14 protein-coding genes, 3 rRNA genes, 1 pseudogene and 1 riboswitch are annotated in these 21056 nt (G+C 45.7%); of the genes and pseudogenes, 2 read left to right on the top strand and 16 right to left on the bottom strand.

What is annotated here, in order from left to right:
* Positions 1 to 28: 28 nt before the first annotated feature.
* The 13 genes from purD to CUU64_RS13325 all read right to left on the bottom strand — a co-directional run bounded on the left by purD (position 29) and on the right by CUU64_RS13325 (position 13445).
* Positions 29 to 1300, bottom strand: coding sequence for a phosphoribosylamine--glycine ligase (gene purD, locus CUU64_RS13385; RefSeq protein ID WP_101634124.1), 1272 nt, complete (start codon positions 1298 to 1300; stop codon positions 29 to 31).
* Positions 1301 to 1382: 82 nt separating this feature from the next.
* A complete protein-coding gene (gene purH / locus CUU64_RS13380) occupies positions 1383 to 2918 on the bottom strand; it encodes a bifunctional phosphoribosylaminoimidazolecarboxamide formyltransferase/IMP cyclohydrolase (RefSeq protein ID WP_101634123.1) in 1536 nt (511 codons plus the stop codon).
* 3 nt (positions 2919 to 2921) lie between these two features.
* Positions 2922 to 3509, bottom strand: coding sequence for a phosphoribosylglycinamide formyltransferase (gene purN, locus CUU64_RS13375; RefSeq protein WP_101634122.1), 588 nt, complete (start codon positions 3507 to 3509; stop codon positions 2922 to 2924).
* Positions 3509 to 4534, bottom strand: coding sequence for a phosphoribosylformylglycinamidine cyclo-ligase (gene purM, locus CUU64_RS13370; protein ID WP_101634121.1), 1026 nt, complete (start codon positions 4532 to 4534; stop codon positions 3509 to 3511). The genes purN and purM overlap by 1 nt, the downstream gene beginning before the upstream one ends.
* A gap of 16 nt (positions 4535 to 4550) precedes the next feature.
* Positions 4551 to 5963, bottom strand: coding sequence for an amidophosphoribosyltransferase (gene purF, locus CUU64_RS13365; RefSeq protein WP_101634120.1), 1413 nt, complete (start codon positions 5961 to 5963; stop codon positions 4551 to 4553).
* On the bottom strand, positions 5948 to 8170 hold the full coding sequence (gene purL, locus CUU64_RS13360) for a phosphoribosylformylglycinamidine synthase subunit PurL (RefSeq protein WP_101634119.1): 2223 nt from the start codon (positions 8168 to 8170) through the stop codon (positions 5948 to 5950). Before purL ends, purF begins: the two co-directional genes overlap by 16 nt.
* Complete coding sequence (gene purQ / locus CUU64_RS13355) at positions 8154 to 8840, bottom strand: phosphoribosylformylglycinamidine synthase subunit PurQ (RefSeq protein ID WP_101634118.1); 687 nt, start codon at positions 8838 to 8840, stop codon at positions 8154 to 8156. Before purQ ends, purL begins: the two co-directional genes overlap by 17 nt.
* Positions 8837 to 9091: a phosphoribosylformylglycinamidine synthase subunit PurS gene (gene purS, locus CUU64_RS13350; protein WP_101634117.1), complete on the bottom strand. Its 255-nt coding sequence runs from the start codon at positions 9089 to 9091 to the stop codon at positions 8837 to 8839. The genes purQ and purS overlap by 4 nt, the downstream gene beginning before the upstream one ends.
* Positions 9084 to 9803: a phosphoribosylaminoimidazolesuccinocarboxamide synthase gene (purC, locus tag CUU64_RS13345; protein WP_101634116.1), complete on the bottom strand. Its 720-nt coding sequence runs from the start codon at positions 9801 to 9803 to the stop codon at positions 9084 to 9086. Before purC ends, purS begins: the two co-directional genes overlap by 8 nt.
* Before the next feature lie 221 nt (positions 9804 to 10024).
* Positions 10025 to 11317, bottom strand: a complete 1293-nt coding sequence (gene purB / locus CUU64_RS13340; protein ID WP_101634115.1) for an adenylosuccinate lyase — start codon at positions 11315 to 11317, stop codon at positions 10025 to 10027.
* Entirely contained in the window at positions 11314 to 12474 is a 1161-nt protein-coding gene (gene purK / locus CUU64_RS13335) for a 5-(carboxyamino)imidazole ribonucleotide synthase (protein ID WP_101634114.1), read from the bottom strand. The genes purB and purK overlap by 4 nt, the downstream gene beginning before the upstream one ends.
* Positions 12458 to 12946 (bottom strand): 5-(carboxyamino)imidazole ribonucleotide mutase, encoded by a 489-nt coding sequence (purE, locus tag CUU64_RS13330; protein ID WP_101634113.1) that lies wholly within the window; start codon positions 12944 to 12946, stop codon positions 12458 to 12460. Before purE ends, purK begins: the two co-directional genes overlap by 17 nt.
* A 138-nt stretch (positions 12947 to 13084) precedes the next feature.
* Positions 13085 to 13187, bottom strand: a riboswitch (purine riboswitch).
* Between the two features lie 78 nt (positions 13188 to 13265).
* On the bottom strand, positions 13266 to 13445 hold the full coding sequence (locus tag CUU64_RS13325) for an NETI motif-containing protein (RefSeq protein WP_180954609.1): 180 nt from the start codon (positions 13443 to 13445) through the stop codon (positions 13266 to 13268).
* Positions 13446 to 13668: 223 nt separating this feature from the next.
* On the opposite strand from CUU64_RS13325, the pseudogene CUU64_RS13320 reads away from it, so the two are divergent.
* Both CUU64_RS13320 and CUU64_RS13315 read left to right on the top strand, forming a co-directional pair.
* Positions 13669 to 15105, top strand: a pseudogene (locus tag CUU64_RS13320) (FAD-binding oxidoreductase).
* Positions 15102 to 15674, top strand: a complete 573-nt coding sequence (locus CUU64_RS13315; RefSeq protein ID WP_101634112.1) for an MFS transporter — start codon at positions 15102 to 15104, stop codon at positions 15672 to 15674. Before CUU64_RS13320 ends, CUU64_RS13315 begins: the two are co-directional and overlap by 4 nt.
* A gap of 254 nt (positions 15675 to 15928) precedes the next feature.
* Here the strand turns inward: CUU64_RS13315 and rrf are convergent.
* The 3 genes from rrf to CUU64_RS13300 form a co-directional block, all read right to left on the bottom strand.
* Positions 15929 to 16045: ribosomal RNA gene (gene rrf / locus CUU64_RS13310) — 5S ribosomal RNA — on the bottom strand.
* 255 nt (positions 16046 to 16300) lie between these two features.
* Positions 16301 to 19231 (bottom strand): 23S ribosomal RNA (locus CUU64_RS13305).
* Positions 19232 to 19417: 186 nt separating this feature from the next.
* A 16S ribosomal RNA gene (locus CUU64_RS13300) occupies positions 19418 to 20966 on the bottom strand.
* The 16S, 23S and 5S rRNA genes sit together here, the layout of an rRNA operon.
* Positions 20967 to 21056 lie beyond the last annotated feature (90 nt).

Genomic DNA, 21056 nt, shown 5'->3' with positions numbered 1-21056 from the left:
TCGGCCTTCATACATTTCCCAGTTATTTTCACGAAAAATCAAATTGAATGGCTTTATGCCCAATATCTTTTCTCCAAAACAACCCTTCCTGTCCAATGTGCTTCAATTCTTTATACACATTCGCTTGCGCTGCTAGTAGGTCTGTTCCTCGTGCTGCCAATAACAAAACGCGGCCGCCGTTTGTGACATACTCGCCATCGCTGTTCTTTACGGTGCCTGCATGATATACATGTAATTCAGGGCTAAGTTCTTCCAACCCGTGAATCGGAGTTCCCTTTTTATATTCTCCCGGATATCCTTCCGCTGCAAGTACCACTCCTAGGACGGGTTGATCATCCCACTTTATTTCAAAATCTTTGCCTTCCAGTACAGCCTCAAGGACATCCACAAAATCACTTTTCAGACGAGGCAGTACTACCTGGGTTTCCGGATCTCCAAACCGGGCATTGAACTCAATTACCTTCGTTCCGTTCTGTGTGGCAATCAATCCTGCATATAAAACTCCGGTAAAACGCCTGCCTTCAGCGAGAAGTGCAGCTGCCGCCGGTTTTAGGATTGTTTCGAGCGCTTTTTCCACAATGACATCAGGGATTTGCGGAACCGGAGAATAAGCGCCCATCCCCCCCGTATTCGGACCCTTATCCCCATCAAAAACGCGCTTGTGGTCCTGAGCGATAACCATTGGATATACCTTTTCCCCGTTAACAAAAGCCATAAAAGAAAATTCTTCACCATCCAAAAACTCTTCTATAACGACTTTTGCCGAGGCTTCACCAAATTTGGCCTCTATCAGCATTTCATGCAGGGCTTCTAAGGCATCTTCCATCGTTTGTGCTACCACTACCCCTTTTCCCGCAGCTAGCCCATCGGCTTTAATGACGATTGGCACTCCCTGTTCTTCCACATATGCCTTCGCTTGTTCGAAGTCTGTAAATGTTTCGGAAGCTGCCGTAGGAATCCCATATTTCTTCATTAAATCCTTTGCAAAGGATTTGCTGCCTTCAATAGCGGCCGCCGCCTTTTCTGGTCCAAAAACCCGTAACCCAGCCTTTTTAAAATCATCAGCCAACCCATTTAACAGCGGGACCTCGGCCCCTATAAAGGTAAGGGAGATATCCTTTTCTTTTGCAAATGCGACCAGTCCCTCTTGATTGCTTTCCTGGATGTCTACAATCTCAGCGACATCCTCCATTCCCGGATTACCGGGAGCTGCATAGACTCTTTCAACACGATTGCTTTCTGCAAGCTTTCGGGCAATGGCATGCTCCCTGCCTCCCCGGCCAACGACTAACACATTCATGATTCCACCTCATCCCGATTTAGAAGAACTCTTACATTTCCTTTTATTTACCCGGTTTCCCAACATATAAGTCTCCCAAATATTAATGCTTAAAGTGGCGAACACCGGTAAATACCATAGCTATGCCGTATTCATCTGCTTTTTTGATAGAGTCCTCATCACGTACAGAGCCGCCTGGCTGAATGATGGTGGTAATCCCTGCTTTTGCCGCAGCCTCGACTGTATCGTCCATCGGGAAGAACGCATCAGAAGCCAGGGCGCTTCCCTTAGCCTTCTCGCCAGCCTGTTCCAGGGCAATTTTTGCAGCTCCGACCCGGTTCATCTGGCCTGCTCCTACACCAAGTGTCATTTTGTCATTTGCTATTACAATTGCGTTTGATTTCACATGTTTGACAACCTTCCAGCCTAGCTTTAACGCTTCCCACTCCTTCTCTGTAGGCTCACGCTTAGTAGGAACAGTAATAGTTGCCTGATCAAATCCATAGGTATCCATATCTTGTACAAGCAAACCACCCTCAATTGAGGTTAATTTGCGCTCTGTTTTTTGATTTCCGCCAAAATCGATTGTCAATAACCGAATGTTTTTCTTAGCCGAAAGGATTTCAAATGCTTCTTTCGTAAACGCAGGAGCAATGACAATCTCAAGGAAGATACCGTGCAGTTTCTCTGCCGTTTCTTTATCCACTTCCCGGTTCAACGCAACAATTCCTCCGAAGATAGACGTTTCATCTGCCTCATATGCTTTATTAAATGCTTCGGAGATCGTCTGGCCTGTCCCAACTCCGCACGGATTCATATGCTTAACGGCAACAGCTGCCGGTTCCGTGAATTCCTTTACAATCTGAATCGCTGCGTCGGCATCATTAATATTGTTGTAAGAAAGTTCTTTACCATGAAGCTGTTCTGCATTGGCAATGGAGAATGATGACCCAAGAGGCTTTTTATAGAATGAAGCTTTTTGGTGAGGATTTTCCCCATAGCGTAACGTTTGTTTTAATTCAAAGGTTACTGTCAAGCTTTCCGGATTTTCTTCTTCTGCAAGCTTAGTCATATATTCGGAAATGACAGCATCGTAGGAAGCAGTGTGGCGGAACACCTTCGCCGCAAGCTTTCTTTTGGTAGAAGGCTGGACATCTCCTTGTTCAAACAATTCCTTCAGGACTGTATCATAATCAGAAGGATCAACCACAACCGTTACGTATTCATGGTTTTTTGCGGAGGAACGGAGCATAGTCGGCCCGCCGATGTCAATGTTTTCAATGGCGTCCTCAGGTGTAACCTCAGGCTTCGCAATGGTTTGCTGAAACGGATAAAGGTTTACACAGACAAGCTGGATAGGTGTAATTTGGTGTTCTTGGAGCTGCCTTTGATGTTCTGGATCTCCATGCCTGGCTAAAAGCGCCCCATGGACATTAGGGTGAAGAGTCTTCACGCGTCCGTCCAAGATTTCAGGAAAACCGGTTACTTCGCTGATTCCGGTCACCTCAATGCCATTTTCTGTTAAGGCTTTTTTTGTGCCTCCGGTAGATATGATTTCAAAACCGGCTTCCTTCAATCCTTTTGCAAATTCGATAATACCGGTCTTATCGGAAACACTAAGTAATGCTCTTTTAGACACTTTCTATCCCTCCACTTGTATGTGCTCTTTTTTAAATAATTCTTCTAGGACCGTCGGATACAACATATGCTCTGACGCCTGTATCCGCTGCTGGAGCGCTTCTCTGGTATCGTACTGATGAATCGGGACGGATGCTTGTGCAATAATCGGGCCGGTGTCCATCCCTTCATCTACATAATGGACCGTAACTCCAGTCATATTCACCTTTGCCTCAAATGCCTGGCCGATTGCATCCTTTCCTGTGAATGCCGGGAGCAAGGAAGGATGGATATTGACAATCCTGCTTGGAAATTCCCGTAGAAGCGTGGACCCGATCAAACGCATATACCCAGCCAGAACAATAAACTCTACTCCACGTTCTTGGAGATGGAGTAATATGGCTTTTTCAAAATCTTCTTTCCCGTTAAACTCTTTCGGTGAAAAGCTGAATGTATCAATATGTTCTGTTTGTGCCCTTTCAAGGACATAGGCATCCTTCTTGTCACTCACGACAAGACAGATTTCAGCATGCAGCCGTCCTTCTCTGACGGCATCCGCAATCGCTTGAAAATTACTGCCATTTCCTGAAGCAAAAACAGCGATTTTTTTCATTAGATGAAGGACACTCCTTCCTCTGCGGTCACTTTTCCGATCACAGCTGCTTTTTCACCACAGCTTAAAAAGTGGTTTAGTACCTCTTCCTGGTCTTCCTTGCTAACAACAATCGCCATACCGATTCCCATATTGAAAATGTTGAACATCTCTTCACGGACAAGATTTCCCTTCTGCTCAAGCAAGCTAAAAATAGATGGGATATCCCATGTGTCCAGTTCAATCTCTATTCCTGTATTCTGAGGCATCATTCTCGGAAGGTTTTCAATAAAACCTCCTCCTGTAATGTGGGCCATTCCTTTTAGGTTATATTTTTCCAAGGCTGAAAGTATTGGCTTTACGTAAATCTTCGTTGGCTTAAGCAACTCTTCACCTAGCGTACAACCAAGCTCCTCAACCTGTTCACCAAGGGACATACCTGAATCTTGGAGCAATACCTTCCGTACGAGCGAATAGCCATTGCTGTGAATTCCGCTTGAAGCGAGGCCAATCACAATATCGCCCGGAACAATGTCTTTTCCCGTGACAAGCTTTGATTTTTCGACCGCGCCCACTGCAAAACCAGCTACATCATATTCATCGGAATCATACATACCAGGCATTTCAGCTGTCTCACCGCCAATTAAGGCAGCGCCGGCTTGCTCACAACCGGTAGCTACACCTTTTACAATGCTTTCTATTTTTTCAGGATGGGCCTTGCCGCAGGCGATATAATCCAAGAAATAAATTGGCGCGGCACCCTGGACTACGATATCATTCACACACATCGCCACACAGTCAATTCCGATTGTATCATGCTTATCAAGCATGATAGCTAAAAGAAGCTTTGTTCCGACACCATCTGTACCTGAAACCAATACCGGCTCCTTTAAACCGAGGGACGATAAATCAAACATTCCTCCAAAACCGCCGAGCCCGCTAAGGACCTCTGGACGCATTGTCCGCTGAACGTGTTTTTTCATCCGGGTAACGGATTCATAGCCTGCCTCAATGTCTACCCCTGCTTGTTTATATGCATTCGCCATTATGATTCCTCCACGTTCAGCATTTTTGTAAATCTGATTCAGCCTGTTCATAGATCTCTGTCGGATAATTCCCTGTAAAGCAAGCCAGGCATTGGCCGCGGCTTTCACCGCCGAACGGCCTGCCGATGCCCTCGACCATCCCTTCAACACTCAAAAAAGTAAGGGAATCAGCGCCAATTAGCTCCCTGATCTCCTCTACTGATTTCTCGGAAGCAATCAATTCATCCTTTGAAGATGTATCAATTCCATAGAAACAAGGATTTTTAATCGGAGGAGAGCTGATGCATACGTGTACCTCTTTTGCTCCCGCTTCCTTCAGCATGCTGACAATCCGTTTGCTTGTTGTGCCGCGGACAATGGAGTCATCAACCATTACAACTCGTTTTCCTTCCACTACACCTCTGACTGGAGCCAGCTTCATTTTTACTCCTTGCTCACGAAGGGACTGTGAAGGCTGTATAAAAGTACGGCCTACATATCTATTTTTGATCAGACCCATTTCGTAGGGAATGCCGGATGCTTCCGCATACCCGATTGCCACTGAAATGCTTGAATCAGGAACGCCTGTAACCACGTCTGCTTTGATTAAAGCTTCCATGGCCAGCTGCTTACCTAGATTTTTTCTCGCGGTATGAACATTGATGCCGTCAATATTGCTGTCCGGGCGGGAAAAATAAACATATTCCATCGTACACATCGAACGCTGGCTTGACATCGCAAACCGTTCTGAATGAATTCCTTCGTCATTAAAGATCACTAACTCACCAGGCTCGAAATCCCTGATAAATTCCGCACCAATTATATCAAGTGCACATGTTTCTGAAGCCACTACATAAGCCTCTCCTAACCTTCCTAAAGAAAGAGGGCGAAGGCCATGCGGATCAACGGCAACCATCATTTCGGTTTCGGTCATGATCAAGAAAGCATAAGCTCCCTTCAGCATGCTCAACGCATTCTTTACCCGATTCCTTAAGTCAGAGAAGCCCCCTCTTTTAATAAGATGGGCAAGCACCTCGGTGTCAGATGTAGTTTGAAAGATACTGCCCTGAGCTTCAAGCTGGCCTTTCAGCTGCTTCGCATTTACGAGGTTCCCATTATGGGCAAGAGCAAGCCCTCCGTTTTGAGAGTTAAAGAGGAACGGCTGTACATTTTCATAGCCGCCGCCTCCCGCTGTGGCATATCGCACATGCCCGATTGCAGATACGCCGGATAAGCCCTCCATTTTCTTAGCTGTAAATACTTCTGTGACCAACCCTTCTCCCTTTACGCCTGTCAGTTTGTTTCCATCGCTTAAAACCATGCCGGCACCTTCCTGGCCGCGGTGCTGCAGGCTGTGCAATCCATAATACGTAATCTGGGCTGCATCTGCATGCCCCCAAACACCAAACACTCCGCACTCTTCATTAAGCCCTTTTATTTCAGCAAGCATGGGATGGCTCCTTTCCAAGCATTGTATAATTCATTGACATCCGCATCTAATAATTGACGATTTTCTTCAGTCAAAACCGATAGTACAGGGCTGTTTGTCACTTTACCAATCAATGTGGCATCAGAGATGATCGCTTCAAATGCTGAGTGGTTTTCCGGTTTAACGGAAATCAAAAAGCGGGATTGTGTTTCACTGAATAGTGCAGCTGCTTCATCTCCGGCTACTTTAATGTCGGCTCCAAGACCGTTACTGCTAAACAAAGCTTCCGACACAGCAACAGCCAAGCCACCCTCCGCAAGGTCATGCGCAGATGCAACCAAACCAGCCTTGATTGCTGCCAACACTTCCGACTGACGTCTCTTTTCTACCTCTAAATCAATGGCAGGCGCTTTACCAAATATTCTGCCTTCAATCATTTTTTGAAGCTCGCTGCCAGCGAATTCTATGTGCGTTTCGCCAACTACATAAATCAGATCGCCTGCATTTTTGAAAGTCTGTGTGGTTACGTGTTTTAGATCCTCAATCAACCCCACCATTCCAACGACAGGCGTAGGATACACTGCGACACCATTTGTTTCATTATAAAGCGATACATTTCCGCCGATTACAGGCGTGCTTAATTCTCGGCATGCTTCACTCATTCCGTCTGCTGCTTTCTCGATTTGCCAGAAAATTTCCGGTTTTTCAGGGTTTCCAAAATTCAGACAGTCTGTAATTGCAAGCGGCTCACCACCAGAGCAGACAATGTTACGTGCTGCTTCTGCAACAGCGATTTTTCCGCCCGTTTCAGGATCCAGATATAAATAGCGAGAGTTACAGTCCGTTGTCATGGCTAAAGCTTTATTGGTATCCCTGATTCTGACGACAGCCGCATCCGACCCCGGGATTACAACCGTATTTGTCTGAACCATATAATCGTACTGGTCGTACACCCATTCCTTGCTAGAAATTGTAGGCTGGGATAGTAATTGTTTTAATGTTTCTTTATAGTCTGTCAATTTATAGGAGCTATTTTCAATTTGCTGGAATTCTTGATAATAAAGTGGTTCACGGGAAGGCTTATGGTATACAGGCGCATCCTCCGCAAGTGCGTCTGCAGGAACCTTCGCCACTACCTCTCCCTTATGGAAAAGGGTCAGGTTTTTATCACCGGTTACCTTGCCGACAGCAACGGCTTCAAGTCCATATTTGAAAAATAAGTCCACGATTTCTTGTTCACGGCCTTTTTTTACAACAATAAGCATACGTTCCTGAGACTCTGAAAGCATCATTTCATAAGCCGTCATGCCTGTTTCACGCTGCGGGATAAAATCCAGGTTCATTTCAATTCCTGAACCTGCCTTGCTTGCCATTTCCGCAGAAGAGCTTGTTAATCCAGCAGCTCCCATATCCTGGATGCCGACCAATGCATCGTTTTGAATTAATTCAAGGCATGCTTCCAGCAGCAATTTTTCCATGAAAGGATCGCCAACTTGAACAGCCGGACGCTTTTCCTCAGACGCATCCGATAACTCCTCGGAAGCAAAAGTGGCTCCATGGATGCCGTCACGACCCGTCTTCGCACCAACGTACATGACAGTATTTCCGATTCCGTGGGCTTGTCCCTTTTTAATGTCTTTGTGATCAATTAAACCAACGCACATCGCATTAACAAGAGGATTTCCAGCGTAGGAAGGATCGAATTGGATTTCGCCGCCGACCGTTGGAATCCCTATACAGTTTCCATACCCTGCAATCCCGGCTACTACTTCTTTGAACAAATATTTCACACGGTCGTTATCCAATTCGCCGAACCTTAGTGAGTTTAATAGAGCTATAGGACGGGCCCCCATTGAAAATACATCGCGAATAATACCGCCTACTCCGGTAGCAGCTCCTTGGTACGGTTCGATGGCAGATGGATGGTTATGGCTTTCAATCTTGAAAACAACGGCCTGGTTATCACCGATGTCCACAATTCCGGCCCCTTCGCCAGGCCCCTGCAATACTCTTTCACCGGTTACTGGAAACTTTTTAAGCACTGGCTTTGAGTTTTTATAAGAACAATGCTCAGACCACATAACGGAAAACAATCCTGTTTCCGTATAGTTTGGAAGCCTTCCAAGAATTTCTTCAACCTTCGTAAATTCTTCATCGGATAATCCCATTTGTGCATAGATGCGTTCTGATTTGATTAATTCCGGTGTTGGTTCAAGCAGTAACGACATGTGATTCCCTCCAGCTTTTTACGATTGATTGAAATAGTTTTAACCCGTCTGCGCTTCCAAGCAATGAATCGACCGCCCGCTCAGGATGCGGCATCATTCCGAGTACATTGCCGCTTTTATTTGTGATTCCAGCTATATCATTAAGGCTTCCGTTTGGATTATCTCCGTAGTAAGTAAAAATAATTTGGTTATTTTGCTTTAATTCTTCAAGCGTGTGCTCATCGCAGTAGTAATTCCCTTCACCATGTGCAATTGGTACGGAAATGACTTCTCCCTCTTCATATGCATTTGTAAAACGTGTTTGGTTGTTTTCCACCTTGAGCTTTTGCGGACGGCAGATAAACTTCAAATCTTTGTTTCTGCGCATCGCACCAGGCAACAGGCCTGCCTCGAGCAAAATTTGGAATCCGTTGCATACGCCAAGGACAGGCTTTCCTGCTTCTGCCGCTTTTACCACTTCAGACATGACCTTTGAAAAACGGGCAATCGCTCCAGAACGAAGATAGTCTCCATATGAAAAGCCCCCTGGAAGCAGTATTCCATCATATTGATCAAGATTGCCTTCCGTATGCCAGACAAATTCTGCTTCCTCACCGAGTTCATCCTTAATCGCATGGTACATATCACTGTCGCAGTTGGAGCCTGGGAAAACGATCACTGCAAACTTCATTGAGCGATAACCTCCTCGACTTCATATCGATAGTCCTCAATCACGGTATTTGCCAGCAGCTTTTCACACATTTCCTTAACGACCTGGTTCACATCGCGGTCACTTTTTTCCAGGGAAAGCTCCAGGTATTTCCCAATCCGGACGTCCTTCACTTCGTTATACGCCATACTGTGCAATGATTGCTGAACAGCCGTTCCCTGTGGATCTAAAACACTCTCGCGTAATGTGATATATACTTTGACTTTATACATGAAGATTTTCCCCCAGCTTCGTTAAGATTTTTTCATATGCATCCGTCAAGTTTCCTAAGTCGCGGCGGAAAACATCTTTATCCAATCGTTCATTGGTCTCTATATCCCAAAGCCGGCATGTATCCGGCGAAATTTCATCTGCCAGCAGAATTTCATTTTCCGCAGTCTTTCCAAATTCTAATTTAAAATCGATTAAATGAATGCCCAGCTCCTTAAAAAAAGGAATTAACACGCTATTTATTTGCAAGGCCTTTTCTTTCAGTAATTCCACTTCATCTTTTTCGGCAAGTGCTAACGTTTCTATATGGTCTTCCGTCAATAGAGGGTCACCCAATGCGTCATCCTTATAATAAAATTCGACCAGCGGTTTCTTGAAAGGCGTCCCTTCAGGTATGCCAAGCCTTTTTGAAAGGCTGCCGGCAGCAGTATTTCGCACGACCACTTCAAGCGGAATAATGTCTACTTTTTTAACGAGCTGCTCCCTATCCGACAACTGCTGGACAAAGTGTGAAGCAATATTTTCCTTATGAAGCTTTGAAAATAACAAACTCGTAATTTTATTATTTAAGATTCCCTTACCTGAGATCTCTGCCTTCTTCTCGCCATTGAAGGCTGTGGCAGAGTCTTTATATTCGACCCATACCAACCCATTGTCATCTGTTGCAAAAATTCGTTTTGCCTTGCCTTCATACAGCATTTCACCCTTTTTCATCGATCAGCCCTCCGGATTCGGAAAATTAAGACATTAGTATCGTTAAAGCACCTAGGAATTCCGCTACCGATTACATATCGGCAGCAGAACAATAAAAATCTGAAATATTTAAAAGCAATTAGCCCACCAGACCGTCTAAGATGTAGAAAAATAGCTTATTGTGGTTGTGTAAACTTTGACATTCTCCACAGTACGGGTAGGTTCTTAAAAGAATTTTCTTGTTACAGTCCTAACCGCTCAAAAATCAAATCTACATTTTTTAGATGGTAATTGTAATCGAAGCAATCATCCAGCTCTTCTTTTGAAAGCAGGCTTGTGATTTTTTCGTCCTTTTCAAGCAATTCCCTGAAAGGTACTTGGGTCTCCCATGCCTCCATCGCTTTCGGCTGGACGGTATCATACGCTTCCTCGCGTACAAGCCCTTTTTCTATCAAGGCTAGTAAAACGCGTTGAGAATAAATCAAGCCAAGTGTGCGATCCATATTGCGTTTCATATTCTCCGGGAATACCGTTAGGTTTTTTACGATATTTGCAAAACGGTTTAACATATAATTCAGGGCGATCGTAGCATCTGGCAGAATGATTCTTTCTGCGGAGGAGTGAGAGATATCGCGTTCATGCCACAGTGCTACATTCTCATACGCAGTCATCATGTAACCGCGGATAACCCTTGCGATTCCGGTCATATTTTCCGAACCAATCGGGTTTCTTTTATGCGGCATCGCAGAGGAACCCTTCTGGCCTTTTGCAAAAAATTCTTCTACTTCACGTGTTTCACTCTTTTGGAGCCCACGCACTTCAGTTGCAAACTTTTCAATTGATGTAGCGATTAATGCAAGTGTGCTCATATAGTGGGCATGGCGGTCTCGCTGTAGAGTTTGTGTTGAAATAGGTGCAGCCTTTATTCCTAATTTCTCACAGACATACTGCTCAACGAATGGATCGATATTGGCATACGTACCAACAGCACCTGATATCTTGCCGAACTCGATCGTCTTTCTGGCTTCTTCAAAACGTTCTACGTTCCGTTTCATTTCTTCATACCAGAGAGCTAGCTTTAAACCAAACGTTGTCGGTTCTGCGTGGACACCATGAGTACGACCCATCATTACGGTATATTTATGCTCTTGCGCTTTATTTTTCAAGATTTCCACAAATCTCTCAAGATCCTTCTCCAAAATGTCATTCGCTTGTTTTAACAAATAGGAAAGAGCCGTATCCACTACATCTGTTGAAGTCAAACCATAATGTACCCATTTACGCTCTTCACCTAATGTTTCAGAAACCGCACGAGTGAAAGCAACCACATCATGGCGCGTCTCTTCTTCTATTTCCTTGATCCGGTCAATATTGAATGATGCATTCTCACGGAGAAGCTTTACGTCTTCTTTTGGGATGGCACCCAACTCGGCCCATGCTTCACAAGCGAGGATCTCGACCTCAAGCCAGGCGTTGAATCTATTTTCTTCTGTCCAAATAGCTCCCATTTCCGGGCGTGTATAACGTTCAATCATTTAATATCCTCCGTTTCGGCCTGTGGCTTCCATAAACCGCTGCCGTTAATTTCAGTTAATGCCATGTCGATAGTCGGGCGCAAAATATTAATATGACCCATTTTCCGATCTCGTTTAGCATCTTTTTTTCCATAAAGGTGAATTTTCCAGTCCGCAAAATTAGACAGATTCGTTAGGATGCCTTCTAAATGCTGACCAAGAATGTTTACCATAACCACCGGTTTTAACAATTCGGTATTCCCCAGAGGCCAGTTGCATATCGCACGGATATGCTGTTCAAATTGGGACGTCTCACAAGCATTGATTGTATAATGCCCAGAATTGTGCGGCCTTGGGGCAAGCTCATTAATAATAATTTCATCCTTTTCGGTCAGGAACATTTCCACCGCAAGTGTACCTACCAGGTCCAGCTCTTCAGCTATTAGTTGCGCTTGTTTTACAGCCTCAGCCTCTGCTTTCTCCGTTATCCTTCCCGGAACAATGCTTTTATCTAAAATATTATTTACATGGACATTTTCAGCAACAGGGAAACAACTGCTTTCCCCATTTGCCTTTCGGGTGATTATAGCTGATACTTCCTTCACAAAGGGAATCCAGGCTTCCAGCACACATTTGCCTTTAATCAGGATATCTTTGGCAAGCTCAATATCTTTCTCTGTACGTATCACTTGCTGCCCTTTTCCGTCGTAGCCTCCACGTGCTGTTTTTAATACACAGGGATATCCGACCTTTTCAATCCCGTTATACAGGTCATGCAGATTATTCACGGCGAAATATGGTGCAACCGTTGCCCCGGTCATAGAAATTGCTGCCTTTTCCAGCAGCCTGTCTTGGGTGATCCTCAGCAATTCCGAGCCTTGCGGAACATACGCATGGTCTTCCAGCCATTCCAGCGCCTCTGAACTGATATTTTCAAATTCAAAGGTAATCACATCACTGACACTCGCAAGTTCCTTTAAAGCATCAAGATCATCATATGCCCCATTAATCTCGATATCTGAAACCTGCCCGCATGGACAATTTTGTGTTGGATCAAGCACGGCGACCCGGAAACCAAGCGATTTTGCCGATAACGCCATCATCCTTCCAAGCTGCCCTCCACCTATAATTCCAATTGTATCTCCAGGTATGATTGTTCGATTATTTAAGCTGCTCACTGCTCGCTAACACCTTTTCTCTAGTTTCATTTCGCATTGCCTCAAGCTTATCCGCAATCAAGTTGTCCGAACATCCGAGAATTTGCGCGGCTAGTAAGCCTGCATTGATTGAACCAGCCTTGCCGATCGCAACAGTTGCCACAGGAACACCGCCAGGCATTTGGACGATGGATAATAAGGAATCCATTCCGTTTAGCGCTTTTGTTTGAACCGGTACCCCGATTACCGGGAGTGTTGTTTTAGAAGCGGTCATTCCAGGCAGGTGGGCCGCCCCGCCTGCACCGGCAATGATTACCTTAATCCCTCTATCCCGCGCACTTTCGGCATATTCAAACAATAAATCAGGTGTCCTATGCGCTGATACTACCCTTTGTTCATAAGGAATTTCAAGCTGCTCAAGCGTTTCACAAGCATACTTCATCGTTTCCCAATCGGAAACACTTCCCATTATGACGCCAACTTGCGGTTTCATTTCGGTCTCCTCCATCATACTGATTTATTTTTCTATTTCAAAATAAAAACCGGACAGACTGCTCTCTAATTTCGAGAAAGTAGTCTGTCCGGAGCCATCGTCTTTTCTATCATAATCCGAGTAAAGACATATCCAGATAAAGTATCTACTTTCTCTCATAGTCCAATAATTTACGGTTATTGGGTAGAAACTTTCGGGCCGTATCCCCGAGGATTATATGAGAGAATTTCTTTTCACTCCCCCATCTTACAAGGGAGAGTTGCTACTGTCAAGTCATATATCGAATAATGACATGGTAAAGTAAATAAATGTTCGTGTTTTACTCTATTAACTTGCCCTCAAAGACTATTTTCCTTTGTACAGGCTCATATTCCACTTTGCCATCCTTTACCTTTTCCTCAAAAATGGGCTTTTCAATCCTTTTTATCGGAAGATAGCCTGCTTCTTTCATTCTGTCAAGGCATTCATCTATGCTTTCTCCATCTGTGACTTCAAACATTTCCTTTTTTTTCTTACTCACTATAACCGCGTCCCTTTCCTTAAAAGGTTGTTTAAATTGCTCCAGTTTATCAGGCAATCCTATTTTTATTATAAGCATAGTCTTAGATGTTCCTCTATTTATCCGAAAAGGTTTGAAAATTTAAAATACAATTGTAAGATTATACTAGTAGAATCTGCACAATTAACGAATTCTATTTGATAACTATGAAAGGACTTACATTATGAAAAAAATGTTCTCAATCCTTTTATTCGTATATTTTATTCTTTTCGCAAGCTCCGTAAGTTTATACAGAACACAGACAACAAATCCAACGGTTGTTGACAAAAGCCGCCTATTCCCGGTCAAAATCAAGGATGTCGTCCCTGCTGGGGGACAAGGAAAACTTCAGTATCTGGTAACGAAAGCAAAATCCACAGGCGATAAAATCTCAATAGCCGGGATGCAGCATAGCCAGGGTGGCCATACTTATTACCCTAATGCCATTATGGTCGATATGAAAAAGTACAATAAAATACTCGAGCTAGACGTAGTAGGGAAAACGATCAGGGTCCAAAGCGGAGCTACCTGGGATGACATCCAAAGGAAAATAAACCCTCATGGTTTGGCTATCAAAGTAATGCAATCTCAAAATATATTTACGGTCGGTGGTTCATTAAGTGTTAATGTCCATGGCCGCGATATTCGCAATGGGGCACTCATTGATACAGTAGAGTCCTTTCGACTCCTGAACGCCAATGGAGAAATTATCAATGTCAACAGGACGGAAAATGCCTAATTATTTCCTCTAGTGATAGGTGGCTACGGCCTGTTTGGAATCATACTGGACGTCACGCTTCATTTGACGGATGATGAATTATATAAAATTAGGACGGACACTTTGGATTATAAGGAGTACTTGTCTTACTTTAATGAAAAAGCGAATGCAAACGACCAGGTTAAAATGCACTTTGCCCGGATCTCCATTGCACCAGACACACTTTTGCGGGAAATGTATGTTACGGATTATGTATTAGCCAATGACCAGAAGATGCAATCTAGGCTTAATGAATTAAAAGAAGAAAGAATCATAGCCTTGCCTAAATTTTTTATGGGATTATCAAGGTACAGTGATTGGGGAAAAAATTTTTTCTGGGAACAGCAAAAGAGATATATACACTCAATAGACGGAAGCTACGAAACCAGAAACAATGTAATGAGGTCAGACAGCAAATTTATGGAATATGCTCATCCTGAAAAAACGGAGCTTCTGCAAGAATATTTCGTACCTATTCATGAGTTTCCAAGTTATATTGAAGGCTTACGAAGAATCCTTGAATATGAAGAAGATTTTAATTTATTAAATATTACGGTTAGGTATATGAAAAAAAACGATCACGCTACCTTGTCCTTTTCAAAAACGGATATGTTTGCTCTGGTGTTTTTGATTAATCAGGGTACGTCTGACAAGGATATCAAGCGGACCAAAAATGTCATAAATGAAATGTTGAATCTGACTTTGAAGCATGGAGGAAGTTATTACTTACCATATTATTCTTTTCCAACAAAAAACCAATTTGAACAGGCTTATCCTGGTTCTCGCGAATTCTTTCAGCAAAAACATAAATACGATCCCAATGAACGGTTCGTTAACTTATTTTATGAGGAGTATGGGAGATGACCTATCAGAAGTTTATCTATTATCAGAGTATCATTTCGTTTGCAGGCAGCATGACTTTTCCTTTTTATGTTTTGTTACTGAAAAATGCAGGGAATAGCTACTCCCAATTTGGCTGGGCATACGGACTATTTGCCTTGTCTTCCGCCTTGTTTTACCCCTTGATAGGCAGGTTCGCTGATCGTGTTGGCGACACCTTCCTATTTGTCCTTTACTCTTGGTCAATGGCTATAATTCTTTTAGCTCTTCCCCTTATGACGGACGCCTGGCAGGTTTATATTGTGCAGATTATCATGGGAATTCTAGGTGCCATCCAAAAAAATACGGAAAAAGCTTCACTTGCCAGGAATGTGGCCAAAGAAAACGCCGGTAAAGAAATAGGGCAGTATCACGTATGGACTTCCATTGGAGCAGCCATTGCCATTATTCTTACAGGTTATTTGGTTGATTTTCTCACGATCGGCAGCATCTTTTACCTTGCTTCTCTATTGTATGTGGCCAGCGGAATCGTCTCTATAAAAAGAGGAATCAAGTCAACATCAGACAGCGAAAACATTAATTTTGGAAATTAAATACTGGTAAAATAATTCGTGCTTATTGGGTTCTTAAAGACAAGAATTTTTAATTCCCTGAATAACGCCAAATTGGTTGTAGGCGTCTCCATTGGTTTTAGAAGAAGTACATGCATTATATTTAGAATCTTTTTAATATAAAAACCAAGACCTCAAATTAAACAGTTTAGATTACAAGCAAGGTACCTCGTTCAAGAAAATTAAATAAGCCAGGAAATATAAAAGACCAGCCTGCACGGCTGGTCTTCTGTGTTGCTTGGCGACGTCCTACTCTCACAGGGGGAGAGCCCCCAACTACCATCGGCGCTGAAGAGCTTAACTTCCGTGTTCGGAATGGGAACGGGTGTGGCCTCTTCGCCATCATCACCAAACTTATAAAAGGAACCTTGTTCCTTCAAAACTGGATAACAGATAAGCAATTGTGTATGTTTCAAAACATGTAATGATGTCTAGCTGCGGCTCCTAACTTCTCGGCCGTTTCGATCCGTCCATAAAAATCGAAAACCATGATTTTGATGGCCGGCTCTCCAACGTCTGTCGAAGCTGAACAGTCGCCGGGCCCACAGGATGTGGGTCATGCAGGCGTTGTCACAGGACGTGACGCCTTTAGCCTGCGAACCGAAATATTGGTTAAGTCCTCGATCGATTAGTATCAGTCAACTCCACGTGTCACCACGCTTCCATCTCTGACCTATCAACCTGATCATCTTTCAGGGATCTTACTAGCTTGCGCTATGGGAAATCTCATCTTGAGGGGGGCTTCATGCTTAGATGCTTTCAGCACTTATCCCGTCCGCACATAGCTACCCAGCGATGCCTTTGGCAAGACAACTGGTACACCAGCGGTGCGTCCATCCCGGTCCTCTCGTACTAAGGACAGCTCCTCTCAAATTTCCTGCGCCCACGACGGATAGGGACCGAACTGTCTCACGACGTTCTGAACCCAGCTCGCGTACCGCTTTAATGGGCGAACAGCCCAACCCTTGGGACCGACTACAGCCCCAGGATGCGATGAGCCGACATCGAGGTGCCAAACCTCCCCGTCGATGTGGACTCTTGGGGGAGATAAGCCTGTTATCCCCGGGGTAGCTTTTATCCGTTGAGCGATGGCCCTTCCATGCGGAACCACCGGATCACTAAGCCCGACTTTCGTCCCTGCTCGACTTGTAGGTCTCGCAGTCAAGCTCCCTTGTGCCTTTACACTCTACGAATGATTTCCAACCATTCTGAGGGAACCTTTGGGCGCCTCCGTTACTCTTTAGGAGGCGACCGCCCCAGTCAAACTGTCCGCCTGACACTGTCTCCCGCCCCGATCAGGGGCGCGGGTTAGAATTTCAATACAGCCAGGGTAGTATCCCACCGACGCCTCCACCGAAGCTAGCGCTCCGGCTTCAAAGGCTCCTACCTATCCTGTACAAGCTGTACCGAAATTCAATATCAGGCTACAGTAAAGCTCCACGGGGTCTTTCCGTCCTGTCGCGGGTAACCTGCATCTTCACAGGTACTATAATTTCACCGAGTCTCTCGTTGAGACAGTGCCCAGATCGTTACACCTTTCGTGCGGGTCGGAACTTACCCGACAAGGAATTTCGCTACCTTAGGACCGTTATAGTTACGGCCGCCGTTTACTGGGGCTTCAATTCAAAGCTTCGCTTGCGCTAACCTCTCCTCTTAACCTTCCAGCACCGGGCAGGTGTCAGCCCCTATACTTCGCCTTGCGGCTTCGCAGAGACCTGTGTTTTTGCTAAACAGTCGCCTGGGCCTATTCACTGCGGCTTTCTCAGGCTTGCACCCGAAAAAGCACCCCTTCTCCCGAAGTTACGGGGTCATTTTGCCGAGTTCCTTAACGAGAGTTCTCTCGAACACCTTAGGATTCTCTCCTCGCCTACCTGTGTCGGTTTGCGGTACGGGCACCATTCATCTCGCTAGAGGCTTTTCTTGGCAGTGTGGAATCAGGAACTTCGGTACTATATTTCCCTCGCCATCACAGCTCAGCCTTCACGGAAACGGGATTTGCCTCGTTTCCAGCCTAACTGCTTGGACGCGCATATCCAACAGCGCGCTTACCCTATCCTCCTGCGTCCCCCCATTGCTCAAACGATTACTGGTGGTACAGGAATATCAACCTGTTGTCCATCGCCTACGCCTTTCGGCCTCGGCTTAGGTCCCGACTAACCCTGAGCGGACGAGCCTTCCTCAGGAAACCTTAGGCATTCGGTGGAAGGGATTCTCACCCTTCTTTCGCTACTCATACCGGCATTCTCACTTCTAAGCGCTCCACCAGTCCTTCCGGTCTGGCTTCAATGCCCTTAGAACGCTCTCCTACCACTGACATCGAAGATGTCAATCCACAGCTTCGGTGATACGTTTAGCCCCGGTACATTTTCGGCGCGGAGTCACTCGACCAGTGAGCTATTACGCACTCTTTAAATGGTGGCTGCTTCTAAGCCAACATCCTGGTTGTCTAAGCAACTCCACATCCTTTTCCACTTAACGTATACTTTGGGACCTTAGCTGGTGGTCTGGGCTGTTTCCCTTTTGACTACGGATCTTATCACTCGCAGTCTGACTCCCATGAATAAGTCTTTGGCATTCGGAGTTTGACTGAATTCGGTAACCCGATGGGGGCCCCTAGTCCAATCAGTGCTCTACCTCCAAGACTCTTATCATGAGGCTAGCCCTAAAGCTATTTCGGAGAGAACCAGCTATCTCCAGGTTCGATTGGAATTTCTCCGCTACCCACACCTCATCCCCGCACTTTTCAACGTGCGTGGGTTCGGGCCTCCATTCAGTGTTACCTGAACTTCACCCTGGACATGGGTAGATCACCTGGTTTCGGGTCTACGACCTCATACTCATTCGCCCTGTTCAGACTCGCTTTCGCTGCGGCTCCGTCTCATCAACTTAACCTTGCATGAAATCGTAACTCGCCGGTTCATTCTACAAAAGGCACGCCATCACCCATGAACGGGCTCTGACTACTTGTAGGCACACGGTTTCAGGATCTGTTTCACTCCCCTTCCGGGGTGCTTTTCACCTTTCCCTCACGGTACTGGTTCACTATCGGTCACTAGGGAGTATTTAGCCTTGGGAGATGGTCCTCCCTGCTTCCGACGGGATTTCTCGTGTCCCGCCGTACTCAGGATCCACTCAGGAGGGAACGAAGTTTCGACTACAGGGTTATTACCTTCTACGACGGACCTTTCCAGATCTCTTCGTCTACCCCGTTCCTTTGTAACTCCATGTAGAGTGTCCTACAACCCCAAGAGGCAAGCCTCTTGGTTTGGGCTATGTTCCGTTTCGCTCGCCGCTACTCAGGAAATCGCGTTTGCTTTCTCTTCCTCCGGGTACTTAGATGTTTCAGTTCCCCGGGTCTGCCTCCAATACCCTATGAATTCAGGTAAAGGTACTGCTCCATTACGAACAGTGGGTTTCCCCATTCGGAAATCTTCGGATCAAAGCTTACGTACAGCTCCCCGAAGCATATCGGTGTTAGTCCCGTCCTTCATCGGCTCCTAGTGCCAAGGCATCCACCGTGCGCCCTTTCTAACTTAACCATAAACTAAGAAAAATCTTACTCGGTGTTTTGAAAATTGACGCAAAAATTTGCCTTATTTCTGTTATCCAGTTTTCAAAGAACAAGTACCATAACCATCACAGCGTGATGATTTACAGTATAAGTTTGAAAGAATTGCTTCTTTCAAAACTGAACAAAACAAAAGCGCTTCTCGTAATATCCTTAGAAAGGAGGTGATCCAGCCGCACCTTCCGATACGGCTACCTTGTTACGACTTCACCCCAATCATCTGTCCCACCTTAGGCGGCTGGCTCCTTGCGGTTACCTCACCGACTTCGGGTGTTACAAACTCTCGTGGTGTGACGGGCGGTGTGTACAAGGCCCGGGAACGTATTCACCGCGGCATGCTGATCCGCGATTACTAGCGATTCCGGCTTCATGCAGGCGAGTTGCAGCCTGCAATCCGAACTGAGAATGGCTTTATGAGATTAGCTTGCCCTCGCGGGTTCGCAACTCTTTGTACCATCCATTGTAGCACGTGTGTAGCCCAGGTCATAAGGGGCATGATGATTTGACGTCATCCCCACCTTCCTCCGGTTTGTCACCGGCAGTCACCTTAGAGTGCCCAACTGAATGCTGGCAACTAAGATCAAGGGTTGCGCTCGTTGCGGGACTTAACCCAACATCTCACGACACGAGCTGACGACAACCATGCACCACCTGTCACTCTGTCCCCCGAAGGGGAACGCTCTATCTCTAGAGTTGTCAGAGGATGTCAAGACCTGGTAAGGTTCTTCGCGTTGCTTCGAATTAAACCACATGCTCCACCGCTTGTGCGGGCCCCCGTCAATTCCTTTGAGTTTCAGCCTTGCGGCCGTACTCCCCAGGCGGAGTGCTTAATGCGTTTGCTGCAGCACTAAAGGGCGGAAACCCTCTAACACTTAGCACTCATCGTTTACGGCGTGGACTACCAGGGTATCTAATCCTGTTCGCTCCCCACGCTTTCGCGCCTCAGCGTCAGTTACAGACCAGAGAGTCGCCTTCGCCACTGGTGTTCCTCCACATCTCTACGCATTTCACCGCTACACGTGGAATTCCACTCTCCTCTTCTGCACTCAAGTCCCCCAGTTTCCAATGACCCTCCACGGTTGAGCCGTGGGCTTTCACATCAGACTTAAAGGACCGCCTGCGCGCGCTTTACGCCCAATAATTCCGGACAACGCTTGCCACCTACGTATTACCGCGGCTGCTGGCACGTAGTTAGCCGTGGCTTTCTGGTCAGGTACCGTCAAGGTACCATCAGTTACTATGGTACTTGTTCTTCCCTGACAACAGAGCTTTACGACCCGAAGGCCTTCTTCGCTCACGCGGCGTTGCTCCGTCAGACTTTCGTCCATTGCGGAAGATTCCCTACTGCTGCCTCCCGTAGGAGTCTGGGCCGTGTCTCAGTCCCAGTGTGGCCGATCACCCTCTCAGGTCGGCTACGCATCGTCGCCTTGGTGGGCCATTACCCCACCAACTAGCTAATGCGCCGCGGGCCCATCTGTAAGTGACAGCAAAACCGTCTTTCCATCTTCCCTCATGCGAGGGAAGAATGTATCCGGTATTAGCTCCGGTTTCCCGAAGTTATCCCAGTCTTACAGGCAGGTTGCCCACGTGTTACTCACCCGTCCGCCGCTAATTTTCGGAAGCAAGCTTCCGAAAATCCGCTCGACTTGCATGTATTAGGCACGCCGCCAGCGTTCGTCCTGAGCCAGGATCAAACTCTCCGAAGAAATGTTTGCATAGCTCATTTGCTTTTAAAGTGTTTGCTCACTATTAAAAAAACGTTGGCGCTTTGTTTTGTTCAGTGTTCAAAGAGCAAT

The organism is Bacillus sp. V5-8f (genome assembly GCF_002863565.1).
In the GTDB taxonomy this organism is placed as follows: domain Bacteria; phylum Bacillota; class Bacilli; order Bacillales; family DSM-1321; genus Peribacillus.
The sequence above is the reverse complement of the archived record's forward strand: the minus strand, read 5'-3'. Positions and strand labels throughout refer to the sequence as shown.

What these genes read in the sequence shown, in the direction of transcription:
- purS (WP_101634117.1), bottom strand. Translation starts at nt 9,091, where the DNA reads ATGTATAAAGTCAAAGTATATATCACATTACGCGAGAGTGTTTTAGAT.
- purM (WP_101634121.1), bottom strand. Translation starts at nt 4,534, where the DNA reads ATGGCGAATGCATATAAACAAGCAGGGGTAGACATTGAGGCAGGCTAT.
- CUU64_RS13325 (WP_180954609.1), bottom strand. Translation starts at nt 13,445, where the DNA reads ATGTTTGAAGTCACAGATGGAGAAAGCATAGATGAATGCCTTGACAGA.
- purC (WP_101634116.1), bottom strand. Translation starts at nt 9,803, where the DNA reads ATGAAAAAGGGTGAAATGCTGTATGAAGGCAAGGCAAAACGAATTTTT.
- purQ (WP_101634118.1), bottom strand. Translation starts at nt 8,840, where the DNA reads ATGAAGTTTGCAGTGATCGTTTTCCCAGGCTCCAACTGCGACAGTGAT.
- purD (WP_101634124.1), bottom strand. Translation starts at nt 1,300, where the DNA reads ATGAATGTGTTAGTCGTTGGCCGGGGAGGCAGGGAGCATGCCATTGCC.
- purL (WP_101634119.1), bottom strand. Translation starts at nt 8,170, where the DNA reads ATGTCGTTACTGCTTGAACCAACACCGGAATTAATCAAATCAGAACGC.
- purB (WP_101634115.1), bottom strand. Translation starts at nt 11,317, where the DNA reads ATGATTGAACGTTATACACGCCCGGAAATGGGAGCTATTTGGACAGAA.
- CUU64_RS13315 (WP_101634112.1), top strand. Translation starts at nt 15,102, where the DNA reads ATGACCTATCAGAAGTTTATCTATTATCAGAGTATCATTTCGTTTGCA.
- purE (WP_101634113.1), bottom strand. Translation starts at nt 12,946, where the DNA reads ATGAAACCGCAAGTTGGCGTCATAATGGGAAGTGTTTCCGATTGGGAA.
- purN (WP_101634122.1), bottom strand. Translation starts at nt 3,509, where the DNA reads ATGAAAAAAATCGCTGTTTTTGCTTCAGGAAATGGCAGTAATTTTCAA.
- purF (WP_101634120.1), bottom strand. Translation starts at nt 5,963, where the DNA reads ATGCTTGCTGAAATAAAAGGGCTTAATGAAGAGTGCGGAGTGTTTGGT.